We start from the raw sequence: 13,024 nt of genomic DNA, 5'->3' as shown, positions 1-13,024 counted from the left end.
ACCATCCATATAAAATTCTAGGAACATTAATAAATATGATGAAAGCTCCACTTTTTGAATTTGTACCTAAAAAAAGTACAAAAATACATTATTAATATTTCACTTTATTCAATATTAACGAAATGTAAAAATGCATTTTGTAAAAACTTTGTAAATGTTATACTATAATTGGATAAATTTATATTATTCTGTTCAAACAAACCAAAAATTTCACTACACTACAGTCTTGCGCCCGAACTCAGAATATTCAGAATAATATTGAAACATAGACTTTAATAAAATATATGATTGCTTTTCTGTTATTATTTTATTATGAGAATATTCCCATTATTTTACGAGATATGGGATGATGGGGGAGAAAGATATGAACGTTCATGTGAAAGGGAATGAACAATTGATTCAGAATTTAAATGAATGGTACTTTAAAATTCGAGCGAGAGATCTTGATGAAGCAATTTATTTAAAAGATGAGATCGACTTAGTTATAAATGAATTTAAAGAAGACCAAAATTTGATGCTACATTACTACCTCATGGATTATCGTCATAATTATTTACTTAACAACCTAGGCATTTCTACGGATAGTTTCGATATTATTAATACATTTTCTATACCACAGGATAATTTTTTAACATATTATTACCATTTTTTCAAAGCGATTTACTATAATGCAGTCGGTAATTATCCATCTTCAAGAAAATTCTATGATAAAGCGAAACCTTTGTTAAAATATATTAATAACGAATTAGAGGTTGCTGAATTTCACTATATGCTAGGATATACATTGTATGATTCATACAATGGCTTTTTAGCCTTAGAAGAATTATCAAAGGCTAAAGAAATATTTTCTAAATATGCTGAATGTGAAACTAACCTTGCTTTTTGTAATAATCTCTTGGGGTTAACTTATGCAGAGTTAGATGAATTTGAACTTGCGAATAAGCATTATACTTTAGCATTAAACACTTTCGAAACGATAAAAGAAGAAACCTTCATACTAATGGTAAAACAAAATATAGCTTTAATGCATGCCAAACAGGAACGTCCAGATTTAGCAATTCAATATCTTTCAGAAGTTAATAAAAAAATGTTAAACAACTATAAAGCTTTATTCGTAGAAGCAAGAGAATACGTAAAATTACTCGAAAAAGAAGTAGCTTGTGAGCGGATCGAGCGAGGCATAAATATCTGTAAAAATCTTGGTATTGAAGAGTATTTACATCATTTTCGCATCTTACAAGCATTAAATGATAATGTAGATGCTTCACAATTAGAAATTATCATTTTGGAAGGTATTGAATATTTTGAAAAACGAAAAATATCAGAGTATACTAAGGAATATCAAGAGCATTTAGCGCATAAGTATTATGAGCAAAAGAACTACCTTAAATCGTGCGAATATTTCGAGTTGTCCAGGAAAACGAAGAATATATTTTAAAAAGGGTGATTTAAATGAAGAAACTACATCATAAATCTATTGGACTGTTAATAGCTGTGGCTTTAATATTTAGTGTACAAACTCCGGTAAGCAAAGTTGTCAAAGACTTGATTGTTCAATATGCACATGGAAACGGAGGGGGATAATCCCCTCTATTTTAATTTACACACAAAATAAATTTTAGATTTAATTTACCTTATTAAAATATTTTAAAATAAGGACAGTTGCTCTTCCTCATTTTGAATACTAATTTTAACTTTATATGTATAATACTTTCCCATTCTGGACTCGATCTCTTTTTCCACTTGTTTGATAGCAGCATCAGGGTTATTTGCTGTAATGTATACAATATCCGGTTCATACACTTCACTGTTTGGAGATATAATTGTAAATTCCACTGGGTACTTTTCCATAATCCTCATTCCTTCTTACAATTCGATATTATAAAAGATATCCTAAAATGCATATCGCACATATGACGCTACCTACAACTATAATTAAAGATATTATTCCAAACAACAAATAACCAAGATAATAAAATCCCAAACAGGTAAAAGCAATAATTAATAAAATACCGAGAATTTGTAAAATAAATGCTTTACATAAATATAATATACCGATAAGTACCATCCAAAACCAAACGGACTTTAAAAATCCAGCTCTTTTTTTTGATTTATTCACTTGAGTTTCCATTTGCTCACCTCTTTTATTGTTGTAGTAGCTCATTTCCTTAAAATATAAAGAAATGGAGTGCCTTTATAAAAAGTAAGCACTCCACCATGTTAATATGCATTGTTGTCTTTTGCTTTTCGAATTTTAAAAATCCGCTTCTTCATTATCTTCTTTAGCAATTCCACCAATTACCTCTTTAGCATTTATAATTTTACCTTCTTTAAGATCTGGTTCTTCACCTTTAAGATCTGGTTGTTTTGGTGTAGTAACAAACCCATTAGAAAGTAACTGATCTAATTTATTTTCAACTGTGTCTAAAAGATTCAATCTCTCTTCTACACTTTCTAATTTTTGCATTAGTTGTTCATATCGTTGCTCATTTTGTACTAACTCGACAACATAGCTTGTTAATTGCCTACTATTAGACTTTTCATTAAGGATTTCATATACGTCATCGGGCATGTTTTCAGCACCTAATGCCATTTTTCTCCTTTTAGCCATATATTAGCACGTCCTTTTGTTCTAAGCTAACTGTTCTTTTGTTTCATCAATTGCTTTTAACTCTAAAGCAGCTAGGTTAATTGTTCTGGATGTTGGAGCGAATATTTCTTTTTCATCACGCTTGATGATATCACTTAAGAAGAAATGATTATTCTTTGCAGCCGTTTCGTTCATATGTTCTAATAACGCCAATCTAATATATGGTTCTAAAACTGGCGCTTCTCCACCAATATAGATGAATTTTAAGACTGTATTTGTACTTGATGGAATAAACACATCTAGTACTTTAGCAACTAAAATTTTTGCATATTCTTGTAGTGCTTCTACAATTTCAGAAGTAAAATCATGCTCTTGACCTGTATTTTCATCTGTTAATACATACTCTTGATCCTTATAATTCTTAACAATAAATGTTTCTAATGTTCTTAAATCTTTAAAATATTGAAGTACTTTTTCTTTTCTAAATCGGTCAATATACCCTAAAAATGGTTCAATATCGATTACCTGGAATGAGTCTCTGTGTTTAGGCGTAGTAAGCCCTTTTCCTAAACGTACAGCATCCGTTGATCCTCCACCAATATCAGTAAGTACAACTTCGAAATCATCAAATTTTTCAGCTTCCAAACGTTTCTCAATACTGATTACATCTGAATTTTTATCTTTTGCTACCATTTTGTATTTCAATGAATGTCTAGCAATTTCTGATTCATTTCGGCATTTTGCTGTGTTAACAGTAATAGTTAACTCTCTTTCCATACCTGGTGTTAAAACTTTAACCTTATGTTCACCTATAAATCTTTGCTCCATCATCTTGTGAGCAATGCTAAATTTCTCTTCACGTTTTAACAACCATATTGGTAACATCATGCTCATATATTCGATTTCAACTTCATTATCGTCTTTATCAGCATTAAGTGCATGATAATATGCCATTGCTCCTAAAAAGCTTATATAAGGGATCGGGCTTTTAATTTTATCGTGCATTTTATTTACGTGAGAATTTGCTAACTGATTATCTTCAGCTAAGCGTCCCAATACATAATAAGATTCTTCTCCGTCAATTTCAGTTGAAATTAATAAACTATTTAACAAATCCTCTGGATTTGAAATACGTTCAACAAGTAAATCTTCCGCTTTTTTCTTAGAAACTTTTACTACATTCGTTGCTAATTCAAAGTAATAACCATCCACTGTGAAATTATTAAAACTGTTTCCGAAATCAGCTACTTTTCTTCCAATCTTCATTAAAAATTCCTCCCTTTCGTATCTAAGTACGACTTAAGTGTTACTTATAATCTTATTTTAGCACATTTAACCAAAAAAACAACCGTTTTCTAAAAATAAGTACGACTTAAGTCGCACTTATTTTTAGAAACTTTAATTGAAAGGAAAATACTTATTATTAATCGAATTAGACGAATAACGAACATTCAACAACATGACGAACATGGATTTTAACCATTAACGATTAAATGCCAACTTGAAATAACGTATTAAAGACATAAAACGAGGTGGTGACGACTAATGACGACAGGGGAAGGTCACACAGAGGAATCGTGGCACGGCAGCCAGGACAGTGCGTATAAAAAAACTTATTCTCTTGCTGATATTGCAAGGATACTTCAAAAACCCCGTACAACCATTCAAGCTTGGAGAGATCAATTCAAACCATACTTAGCAACAGTACCAGGAACAAAAGGAAGAACTCTAAGATACCAAAGGGAGTCCCTAGAGCTTTTTAAACTAATAGCCAACATGAAGGATGCACAAGAACCACCAGATGTAATTGAGAACGTATTAAAGGGTACTGTAAACTATATTGTGATTGAAGAAGAAACTAGCCAGGACGATCTTATGAATAAACCCATTCTTCAAATGATGTACGAGAATATGAAAGAAGTTGCTGTACATCTCCAAAATCAAGAAGCACTAAATATACAGCTCATTCAACATATGAAAGAAGTAGAGGGAACGAATAAAAAACTTCTTACCAAAATTGAGGAACAACAGAAGGTTTTTGATTCTAAAATAAGTAGTAAGGATCAAAAATTGTTAGAACTAATTCGAGAGGTGCAAGAAACAAAAAAACTAATAGCATCTAGTCAACAGGAAAAATCCTGGTTTACTAAATTATTTAAAAAGTAATTGTGATTCAAAGTGTAGTATAGAAATTTAGGGAAGATTGTAATAAACCTACAATCTTCCCTTTGTATTTTATAAGTTTGATAAGCCTCGCTAAATAATTACAAATTTTTATTAGAATACCTTATTTATTAAATCTTGTTTTGAAAAAATAAAACCAATAAAAACATTAGAAATAAAATATAGCCTTTGACTCTTACTCTTACAAGCGATTTAGAATTTTAGCTTAGTAAATTTCTAAGTTAATATGTGGGTAAATTTTGGAATCTTCATTTTTAAATGGGAAGGTTTTTTTACTAGAATTTTAAGGGGAAAATGAAAGTTCTCGATGCAAAATCCGGATATTTTTTTCTTTAAGCATTTGAAGAGACTTGAAGAAAGTGGAGGATAGATAATGACATGACAAATAGCCTTGCTATGTGTGATTTTTTTCAAGCAAGGCTAAATGATAATTATTTTTTGAAAAATAAGGTTTACGGGTTCGGAACAAGCATTTTTTTGAATAAATCGAATGGGATTGGACTATTATTCTTTTTATCTATCCCCATATTTGCAAGACGTTTTTGAGATTCATTTATTCTTTGTTTTTGATAAAACTTTAATTTCTCACTAAACATTTTCATAAAATGAGCCGGAGCGCTATAATCAGCTTTGTTATCTCTAAACCATTTAACAGATTCTTCAAAAGCCCACTCACCAGACGTTTCTAAGTTATCTAAATCTGGTGGTAATCTTAAAGCAATGACATAAGCATCATTTTCAGTTAAATTTGTTACACGTTGACTCATTATATGGTGGTAAGCTCTTTTCTGATCTTCACTTAAGTAAGTGTTTAAGTCTTCTTCTCGCTCTGTTTTAATATCAAAAATATCTAATCCATTAGAAGCAACAGATATTTGATTTTCCTCTTCAGATTCACTTTTTTCTCGTGAAGTTTTCTTCTTTAAAAACTCTGTAAAAGTAGAGCATATATCAATAGCTAAAGCCCATTTTACCTTGAAGTATTCAATGATTTTTAAATAATTGTTATGTATAGTCAAGATGTAAACGGAAGGAGCAATCTTTCCGTGCCGTCTTACCTTTATTTGTTGGCATACTCCTAAATCTTGCAGCCAATTCAACACGTAATTAATAATTGGTTTAGAAATACCTGATTTTTTACAAATGTGTTCTTGCCTTACTTGGGTATAACCTTCTTGTACTAAATAAGATAAGATAGTCTCAAAGGCTTCAAATTGTCTTTTGGTAAGGTAATCTTTTGTGGTAACACCTTCATTATCATGGACAATATTATCAATATAAGTAGTAACTTTCTTGATTGATTGATTAATAGTTCCTGGTGTTTTTGATAAATGTTTAATTCGAGGACTTAATTCAGCTTTTGCTCGACTAAGCAAAAAGTTGTTTAATAACACGGAAAAAACCTCCTATTTTTTTCCACCACAAAGAAACAGAAAAATGCTGGAAAAGTAGAGGTTTTTATTCACATTATATATATTAGGTGCTATAATGGTTCTAGATAATATATATTTTGATATGGATAAAACCCCTACTCTCTTAGGATTTTTAATTGATTCAGCGGCCAAACTGAAAGATCAATTAAAAATGGCTTGTGGTAGGGTTTTTTTATTTGTAATAATTTAAACGATAAATTTATTTATGCATTAATTTTATAACTATTAAGATAGAATATCAATCTAATAATTAGTATTTTTTACTTAAACAGTTTGTTTATAGATTAATTGAATTAAATTATGGCGTGTAATCTTCAAAAAAGGTCTCTAATGTTTAGAGACCTTTTTTTTGTAGTTCATGTTGCAGGTAATTCGTGAAATTAACGAAATCTACATGTAACTGATCGTACTTATATCCAAAAAACTTAAGGTATTCAGTCAGTTCTTTTTCTAATTGTTCTTGTTTTTTATCTGGCAACAAAAGAATTTCTTGATGTAACTCTTTTACTTTTGTATATATGTCTTGTTTCTTTTCATGTTCGCTTATTGTCAAATATAATTCTACATTATTAATTATGTCTTGTTTATGCTCAATTTTTTCTGTAACTATTTCATTATTTAGAGTAGGTGTGTCACTTATTCCTATTAAATAGTCAGCGCTAACATCAAAAATTTGTGCTATTGCAGCTAAGATATTGTATGGGGGCTCTGATCCTTTCTTTTCCCAATTCGATACGGAGGCAGAACTAAAAGAAGATCCTACAACTTCACTTAATTTTTCTCCTAACTCCTTCATTGACCAACTACGTTCTTGGCGTAATTTCCGTAAACGCTCGCTAAAAATATTCATATTTTTAGTCCTTTCATATAAAGTCATATTCTTATTGTGTTAAAAATACCAAAAATCAGTATAAAATACATATTGTTTTGTATATATTTAAGTAAATGAAACTAAAATATTTTATTTTTTAGTAAATTTTACTTGTTTTTCACTTTAAAAGTGATGTATACTTAATTTATACTAAACGAGAGGAGGTATTTAATACTTATGCTATTAAGTGAACGGCAATCAAAAGATTACTCTTTAACACAACTCGGTCAAAAAATTAATATTAAACCTCAAGTTCTTCATGCCATCGAGAAAGGAAAAACAAGTGTTAATTCCGAAAGAGCAGAAAAAATTGCTAAGTTTTTTAATAAACCGGTCGAATACTTTTTTATACCAACGTACTACCGAGTTCGTGAATAACTTAAAAAAAGTTAAAGTTACTAAATAAAGTTCCAAAGTAACCATATAAGTTTAATTATAGTAAAAAAAACTAGTAATTCAAATAGAATTAATGATTCAAAAATGGATCTTTGAAAACTGTATATCATTTGAGGGATCTGTTAGTAAAAATTTGTAAAAGGAAAAACGGATTAAAAAGGCATTGCGAAATTTAATGGTCAAATCATTAAGCATTCGGTGAAGGATTAGAAGAAACCGACACCACCTACACCAGAGACACCACAACCAGAACAACCACAAATACCACAAATACCACAAAAATCAGAAGCACCACAACTAGAACAAACACCAAAGAAAATCGAAACTTATCTTTCAACAACGGGCGGTAAAGCCGAAAATCCATACATAAGATGGATTGGTCATGTATGTGTCGCACTTGGCTTAATTGGAGCCGTATTTGCAGCAAGAAACCGTAAGAAAGTTCAATAAAGAAAGGACTAAGAGTATATGACAAAATACCAAGCTCATTTTAGTAAAACAGATGAAAATCCGCTTGGTTTTGCTATTGGATTTCGTAATGCATGTATACTCGTAATTCCCATTTGGACAGTTGTTTTTTGGATAGGGAGCAAGATATAAGAAACCGAGAGGGAGATGAAATGAAATGTCAGAAATCTACGTCGGTAAAATGAAAAATTTAGGGAAACCTGGGGAAGGCGTTATGCGGCGCAAGAGTGCTTGGTTACCTGAAGAATTGATGCAAGCAATTTCAATCGCTCAAACTGTAATTAAACCATTAAAGCAACATGATTATTGGATAGAATCCGCTACAAAATTATTGGCAGGAAGTATTTTGTATCTGAATCAACGGCATAAAAACCTATATTACCTAGATGTGAAAAAAGTTATTGAGTTCACTGAAAAAATATATGAAAGTGAAGCGAACTTGGTAGAAGTAGTACATTCGCTTGAGAATGAGCATCCAGCTTATCATATCTTCCATGAGCTAGGTCTTTATTCAAAAGAAACAAGGGATGCGATAGCTATCACTTTGCTATACATTCTTGAAAAACATCAACGTGAAAAGCAAGAGGAACAAAAAGAGTATTTTTGGTTTCAGTAGTAGTCAGAAGAGGGAAATGAAATAGAAAGGAGTGCAATACATGTTAGGCGTAGCTAAGAAGTATACAAAGGTGATTAGAGCGTTGAAAGAACTGAATGAAGGGGAAAAGGTTGCAGGTGTCATAAAAGCTCGTTTTGGAGCTTATAAAACGGTCATAGAAGGTGTGAAGAAAACAACAGATGATTTTATTTTCATTTTTGATCCGAAAGGCATCTTTTATGAAGATACCCATCAAGAAAAACGAAAACAAGGATATCACATCATCAAACATGATTTACTAACTGGTTATGAAACACTACAAATGGATTTAAAACAAAAATCCGTTGTGTACATCAGTGTAGAAACGGAAACGAGTACGTATCAAGAGAGAGGGGAAGCATTATCAAATTTTCTTCAATATCTAACAGAATGCAAGAATATAAGACCGATTCACCTGGTATTTCATCAATATGATTTGTACCCAATCCCTCATATGGAGCAGTTTTTAAAAGAAAGCGCAACATACCACATTCAGCATTCAATCGTAGTTGAATCTCAATCCGCATTACAGCACATATACGGAAAAGAGGCAGCACAACGCATCATAACCTCGTATAACACAACAATCCTAGCATGATATAAAGCACTCGTTCACTATTTCATCTTATCTAGATGGCTAGAAAACTATACAAGGGAGGGACGTTTTTCTCCCTTCTTAATCAAAAATAGGAGGCGATCATATGGGAAAAGAACAAAGACTCACATTTTATGATATTGCCGCATCACAAGCTCATAGTGTTAAAACTTTTGATGGAAAAACATACGAACTGAAAGGTACCATCGCAATTGAAAATAGCACAGGAAGCATTGAAAATGTAGCTCAAATTTATTATCAAGTGCGTTCTGTCAGAGACGAACATCAAAACTTGATCGCAAAAAGGAAACATAAACAAGCGGAATTAGTAGCTGTAAAACAAAAGTGTAAATAAAAAAAGCGATTTTGAAGTGTGCTGAGAACATAGCACAAAGTAATTTGCTCTTTGACAATTTAGATATATATTGCGTATATCTTCCTTTCAGTAATGATGTAGAAGGATGATATACGGCTTTCAATATATATGCGTGCCTCCCTTGAAACGGTCACTAGAGGGGTTAGGTATACGATTATCGTTAGAAGAGTGCGTACGTAAAACTCATATCTGTGACCATTGGAAATGCATTGTATCAATAATCTGTTTGCGCTAGTGATCGTGAGGAATATCCCATTTTGACATTCTAAAGAAGCGATAAACCATACAAACAGTAGATACATAAGGTTCTACGTTCATGCCAAAATACGTAGTGCGGTATTGGGCCTATAGAAGCTAGGTCGGGGTTAGTTTCTATACGCATACCAATACAGGGTTCGTCATTCCAGCCATAAATGATATTTCCATTTTCTATCCCACTTTCCTTTAAATGTTATAAAATAAAGACAGATGTTGAAGTTTAGATGTGTCTCATCACACTTCAAAATCGCTTATAAAAATATGACATAGGGAGGAACATGCATGAGTCGTAAAGGGTGGATCATTTCCGCTGTTGTTGGACTGTTAATTGCAATTGGTATTGGTTCAACATTTGTCTTTAGTTCGGGAAAAGGGGAAGTAATGGAACTTAGTCCGTTAGAAATGAAGAAGTTCATGAGTGAGGATGGCACAGGTTTTGTTATGTTAAGTGCTGACAAGAAAAAGCGAGAAGATTGGCTTCATTTTGTAAAAAAAGTAGCTAAACAAGAAAATGTTGAAGTACACGAGTTAGATGAAGAACGTGAGGATATACCAGGTACCAGCAATCCTCATAATTGGGGGCTATCTCAAAGACGAAGTTCTCTTGCGTACTATGAAAAAGGAAAGCCGAAAAAAGATATTAAACTGTCAGAAATTAAAGCATCAGAGCTTGAAAAAGAAATTAGTTTTTTTGTTAAAAATTGCAAAGAACAATATCAGAAGTAATCACATAATCATTGAAAGGTGGTGATACAGTGGCGATTACACAAAAGGAATTAAAAAAAGAAAAAGATATGGTAGCAAATCTATTAAAAGCCAATGGTCAAGATTATAACCATTGGCTTCATTTACATCATCAGAAATGTATTGAAGAAAATCAAGATTTAGTAATGAAAGCTTTACAAGCTTATAAGGCAACACCAACAGAAGTAAAAGAAGACAGCAAGGCGAATGAATCAAGTCAGCTTAGTAATGTATAAGCATCTAAAAATGAAAAGGGAGTGAATGTATATGTCAATGTTGGAAACAGTATCTCAAATGTTAGTGTTAGGTGATGCGATGGACGGTCTAATTAATACGGGTACTTCATTTATTACATGGATGCAAAGAGGAGCAATCGTTAGTACAGCAATTGTTTTCTGTTTTGGCGCTTATCTATTAATATGGGGCGGCGAACGAGGAAGACATAAATGTGTTTGGTGGTTTATTGGTGGGGCAGTCGGACTCGTTATTGTAATGGGATGCCAATACTTAGCAGAAAGCGTAAATACTAATGTTAAATTTGGTCAAATCATGTTCCCGTTTCTTTGGATGAAATAGTGAACAAATATAAATAAGGCAATGAGGGAGCTATGCAAAGGGTATGGCTTTTTTTGTTGCCTTTTTTCATGGAATTTAAAGTAAATGTGAGAGAGGAGAAGCTATGTTTGTCATTTTTAAGAGTAGCAATGGAACAGAAATTGAGTCGGGTAAGCAATATTCGTTTCATGAAGCTTATATCTTAACGAAACGATTAGAACGAGTTTATAGAGAGGCAGGGCGGCAAGAACATATTGATTTCGATTTGTTAGATGGTCATTCTAATGAAATTTATAACGGTACATTATCACTTGGTTCGAGATATGCAGATCACATTTTTGATCACATTTCTAAAAAAATGAATGTGATGCAATTAGATCCGGAACAAGAGGAACAAAAGAAGGAGCTGTTAGAAACATTAGAAAAAGAAATCAATGATTCTCCTTTTCATGAAGAATATGAATATCAAGAAGAATCATCAGAAAGGAAGGAAGAAGCCTCTTATAGTCCAACGGATGAAGTAAAAACACAAATAAAGCCTGGAAAGGAAAATAGAAAAGGATTCAAGATTATTGCGAGTGTCATAGGAAGCGTGGTGTTAATTGGAGCTGGTGCCATATTTGCCTTTAAGTTATTCTCTTCCGAACCGGTTTCGAGTGCAAATGCAGGCTCTGAACAATATGTAGTAAAAGGATTACAACAGGCAGCCATTCAACAGTATGGAGAAGCCGTTAAATACTTCGATAAGGTCAATTACACAGAATTAGATAAAGATAGTCAGAAGGCAGTTTTATTTACTTATTTATTAAATGGAAAGGCAAATAAGGCATTACAATATGAGCCGAAATTTGCAGAAAGTGTGGTTGCTTATTTTATTGGGATAGACAACATGAATAAAATCAATGAAATTGATGTCAAAAATGATGTAATCGACTTTGAAAAGGCAGCGCTTAATAAGAAATATGAGGAGGTAATTAAGCTTAAGGGGAAAGTCAATATGGACGGTAGACGTGAAAAACTCATTGTTGAAGCTTTTGTAAATCTAAAAAAATATGAAGATTGTTATTCTTTTGCCAAAACGCAAGGAAATAAAAACGTAATGAAAGAGGTTAAAGAAATAGAGAAACGAGATGTTCAACAATCTACGATAAGTGAAGAAGAAAAGAAAGCTAAGATTGAAAAAATTGATAAAGATCTACAGAACATCTAAGGGGGAGAGAATAACATGCCTTTAAATTATGAGAATCTGTACAAAAAAATGGGAATTGTTTTTCTTGGTGGTTCATTGATATTAGGTACGACAGGTTGCAGTTGGTTTGGAAGTAAGGAATCATCAAAAAGTAAAACAGCTATTACAAAAAAGGTAGATAAGAATAAGCCGGAGGAAAAGAAAGAAAATCTGAACAAACAAGATTTCGAAGCAATTACAGAGAACGCAATTCAAAGTAAGGATAATGAAGTTGCTTATGTACTCGAAGAGCTGGATAAATCAAAAATTAATTTTAAAGAAAAATCTATTGTAAGTAATCTTCAAAATGGAGATGAAACCACTTCCCGTGTTCTAGCACTCTTTGATAAAGAAACGACAGATAAATCACTTCAAGATACAACAAAAGATAATGTGATTGCAGCTATTACGGATAATAAGCCACAAGTCAGCGTGAATGGAGATCATTTTGCATTTGGCGATCAAAATATTGATTCTTCAGTAGCGAGTATAGGAGATATTCTTCCACCAGAGAAGAAACCAGATGCAATTGTGAACCCACCGATTATAACGGAGGGTGAGAATGGTAATACGGAAAATACAGGGACAGAAAAACCAAAGCCACCTATAGAGCCGGAAAAACCAACAAATTCAGAGAAACCGACAGAATCGGAAAAACCAACAGAACCAGGTAAACCAACAGATCCAGAGAA

18 protein-coding genes and 1 pseudogene are annotated in these 13,024 nt (G+C 32.2%); 13 read left to right on the top strand and 6 right to left on the bottom strand.

Annotated elements, in window-relative coordinates; translation table 11 throughout:
* The first annotated feature begins 364 nt into the window (after positions 1-364).
* Positions 365-1,438: a RapH N-terminal domain-containing protein gene (locus DN393_RS24480; protein WP_179958536.1), complete on the top strand. Its 1,074-nt coding sequence runs from the start codon at positions 365-367 to the stop codon at positions 1,436-1,438.
* A 209-nt stretch (positions 1,439-1,647) separates the two neighbouring features.
* Here the strand turns inward: DN393_RS24480 and DN393_RS24475 are convergent, their stop codons facing one another.
* From DN393_RS24475 to DN393_RS24460, 4 genes are all read right to left on the bottom strand, one after another.
* Positions 1,648-1,851 (bottom strand): hypothetical protein, encoded by a 204-nt coding sequence (locus tag DN393_RS24475; protein WP_149174020.1) that lies wholly within the window; start codon positions 1,849-1,851, stop codon positions 1,648-1,650.
* A gap of 28 nt (positions 1,852-1,879) precedes the next feature.
* Complete coding sequence (locus DN393_RS24470) at positions 1,880-2,131, bottom strand: hypothetical protein (protein ID WP_106383579.1); 252 nt, start codon at positions 2,129-2,131, stop codon at positions 1,880-1,882.
* Positions 2,132-2,254: 123 nt separating this feature from the next.
* Positions 2,255-2,611 carry a hypothetical protein gene (locus tag DN393_RS24465; RefSeq protein WP_149174019.1) on the bottom strand — a complete coding sequence of 119 codons (357 nt, stop codon included), beginning with the start codon at positions 2,609-2,611 and terminating at the stop codon, positions 2,255-2,257.
* A gap of 21 nt (positions 2,612-2,632) precedes the next feature.
* Positions 2,633-3,856 (bottom strand): ParM/StbA family protein, encoded by a 1,224-nt coding sequence (locus DN393_RS24460; RefSeq protein ID WP_149174018.1) that lies wholly within the window; start codon positions 3,854-3,856, stop codon positions 2,633-2,635.
* 279 nt (positions 3,857-4,135) lie between these two features.
* On the opposite strand from DN393_RS24460, the gene DN393_RS24455 reads away from it, so the two are divergent.
* Positions 4,136-4,756: a DUF3967 domain-containing protein gene (locus DN393_RS24455; RefSeq protein WP_149174017.1), complete on the top strand. Its 621-nt coding sequence runs from the start codon at positions 4,136-4,138 to the stop codon at positions 4,754-4,756.
* A 470-nt stretch (positions 4,757-5,226) separates the two neighbouring features.
* On the opposite strand, the gene DN393_RS24450 is transcribed toward DN393_RS24455, so the two are convergent.
* Complete coding sequence (locus DN393_RS24450; RefSeq protein ID WP_149174016.1) at positions 5,227-6,168, bottom strand: Replicase RepFR55; 942 nt, start codon at positions 6,166-6,168, stop codon at positions 5,227-5,229.
* A 373-nt stretch (positions 6,169-6,541) separates the two neighbouring features.
* On the bottom strand, positions 6,542-7,057 hold the full coding sequence (locus tag DN393_RS24445; RefSeq protein WP_179958535.1) for a helix-turn-helix domain-containing protein: 516 nt from the start codon (positions 7,055-7,057) through the stop codon (positions 6,542-6,544).
* Between the two features lie 198 nt (positions 7,058-7,255).
* Here DN393_RS24445 and DN393_RS24440 point away from each other — a divergent pair, with 198 nt between their 5' ends.
* The 11 genes and pseudogenes from DN393_RS24440 to DN393_RS24395 form a co-directional block, all read left to right on the top strand.
* Positions 7,256-7,456 carry a helix-turn-helix transcriptional regulator gene (locus DN393_RS24440; RefSeq protein ID WP_149174014.1) on the top strand — a complete coding sequence of 67 codons (201 nt, stop codon included), beginning with the start codon at positions 7,256-7,258 and terminating at the stop codon, positions 7,454-7,456.
* A gap of 186 nt (positions 7,457-7,642) precedes the next feature.
* Positions 7,643-7,924: pseudogene (locus DN393_RS32205) on the top strand (SpaA isopeptide-forming pilin-related protein); the annotation flags it as partial.
* Between the two features lie 18 nt (positions 7,925-7,942).
* Positions 7,943-8,074 (top strand): hypothetical protein, encoded by a 132-nt coding sequence (locus tag DN393_RS32200; protein ID WP_255449837.1) that lies wholly within the window; start codon positions 7,943-7,945, stop codon positions 8,072-8,074.
* A gap of 25 nt (positions 8,075-8,099) precedes the next feature.
* On the top strand, positions 8,100-8,558 hold the full coding sequence (locus tag DN393_RS24430; RefSeq protein ID WP_149174013.1) for a type IV secretory system conjugative DNA transfer family protein: 459 nt from the start codon (positions 8,100-8,102) through the stop codon (positions 8,556-8,558).
* Between the two features lie 40 nt (positions 8,559-8,598).
* A complete protein-coding gene (locus DN393_RS24425; RefSeq protein WP_149174012.1) occupies positions 8,599-9,174 on the top strand; it encodes a TraM recognition domain-containing protein in 576 nt (191 codons plus the stop codon).
* A 103-nt stretch (positions 9,175-9,277) separates the two neighbouring features.
* On the top strand, positions 9,278-9,526 hold the full coding sequence (locus DN393_RS24420) for a hypothetical protein (RefSeq protein WP_033728777.1): 249 nt from the start codon (positions 9,278-9,280) through the stop codon (positions 9,524-9,526).
* A gap of 561 nt (positions 9,527-10,087) precedes the next feature.
* The gene (locus tag DN393_RS24415) at positions 10,088-10,531 is read left to right on the top strand and encodes a hypothetical protein (protein WP_137077195.1); all 444 of its coding nucleotides are present in this window, start codon (positions 10,088-10,090) and stop codon (positions 10,529-10,531) included.
* A 29-nt stretch (positions 10,532-10,560) separates the two neighbouring features.
* Entirely contained in the window at positions 10,561-10,785 is a 225-nt protein-coding gene (locus DN393_RS24410) for a hypothetical protein (RefSeq protein ID WP_137077194.1), read from the top strand.
* Positions 10,786-10,816: 31 nt separating this feature from the next.
* Positions 10,817-11,125, top strand: a complete 309-nt coding sequence (locus DN393_RS24405; RefSeq protein WP_098412986.1) for a hypothetical protein — start codon at positions 10,817-10,819, stop codon at positions 11,123-11,125.
* Positions 11,126-11,228: 103 nt separating this feature from the next.
* Positions 11,229-12,314, top strand: a complete 1,086-nt coding sequence (locus DN393_RS24400; RefSeq protein WP_149174011.1) for a hypothetical protein — start codon at positions 11,229-11,231, stop codon at positions 12,312-12,314.
* 15 nt (positions 12,315-12,329) lie between these two features.
* Positions 12,330-13,024, top strand: a 695-nt coding sequence (locus DN393_RS24395) for a hemagglutinin (RefSeq protein ID WP_149174010.1), incomplete at its 3' end; no start/stop codon positions are given.

The sequence above is a fragment of the Bacillus sp. BPN334 genome (assembly GCF_008368885.1).
Taxonomy (GTDB): Bacteria; Bacillota; Bacilli; order Bacillales; family Bacillaceae_G; genus Bacillus_A; species Bacillus_A wiedmannii.
The sequence above is the reverse complement of the archived record's forward strand: the minus strand, read 5'-3'. Positions and strand labels throughout refer to the sequence as shown.

What these genes read in the sequence shown, in the direction of transcription:
- DN393_RS24425 (WP_149174012.1), top strand. Translation starts at nt 8,599, where the DNA reads ATGTTAGGCGTAGCTAAGAAGTATACAAAGGTGATTAGAGCGTTGAAA.
- DN393_RS24420 (WP_033728777.1), top strand. Translation starts at nt 9,278, where the DNA reads ATGGGAAAAGAACAAAGACTCACATTTTATGATATTGCCGCATCACAA.
- DN393_RS24460 (WP_149174018.1), bottom strand. Translation starts at nt 3,856, where the DNA reads ATGAAGATTGGAAGAAAAGTAGCTGATTTCGGAAACAGTTTTAATAAT.
- DN393_RS24440 (WP_149174014.1), top strand. Translation starts at nt 7,256, where the DNA reads ATGCTATTAAGTGAACGGCAATCAAAAGATTACTCTTTAACACAACTC.
- DN393_RS24470 (WP_106383579.1), bottom strand. Translation starts at nt 2,131, where the DNA reads ATGGAAACTCAAGTGAATAAATCAAAAAAAAGAGCTGGATTTTTAAAG.
- DN393_RS24430 (WP_149174013.1), top strand. Translation starts at nt 8,100, where the DNA reads ATGTCAGAAATCTACGTCGGTAAAATGAAAAATTTAGGGAAACCTGGG.
- DN393_RS24480 (WP_179958536.1), top strand. Translation starts at nt 365, where the DNA reads ATGAACGTTCATGTGAAAGGGAATGAACAATTGATTCAGAATTTAAAT.
- DN393_RS24455 (WP_149174017.1), top strand. Translation starts at nt 4,136, where the DNA reads ATGACGACAGGGGAAGGTCACACAGAGGAATCGTGGCACGGCAGCCAG.
- DN393_RS24415 (WP_137077195.1), top strand. Translation starts at nt 10,088, where the DNA reads ATGAGTCGTAAAGGGTGGATCATTTCCGCTGTTGTTGGACTGTTAATT.
- DN393_RS24400 (WP_149174011.1), top strand. Translation starts at nt 11,229, where the DNA reads ATGTTTGTCATTTTTAAGAGTAGCAATGGAACAGAAATTGAGTCGGGT.
- DN393_RS24445 (WP_179958535.1), bottom strand. Translation starts at nt 7,057, where the DNA reads ATGAATATTTTTAGCGAGCGTTTACGGAAATTACGCCAAGAACGTAGT.
- DN393_RS24475 (WP_149174020.1), bottom strand. Translation starts at nt 1,851, where the DNA reads ATGGAAAAGTACCCAGTGGAATTTACAATTATATCTCCAAACAGTGAA.
- DN393_RS24465 (WP_149174019.1), bottom strand. Translation starts at nt 2,611, where the DNA reads ATGGCTAAAAGGAGAAAAATGGCATTAGGTGCTGAAAACATGCCCGAT.
- DN393_RS24405 (WP_098412986.1), top strand. Translation starts at nt 10,817, where the DNA reads ATGTCAATGTTGGAAACAGTATCTCAAATGTTAGTGTTAGGTGATGCG.
- DN393_RS32200 (WP_255449837.1), top strand. Translation starts at nt 7,943, where the DNA reads ATGACAAAATACCAAGCTCATTTTAGTAAAACAGATGAAAATCCGCTT.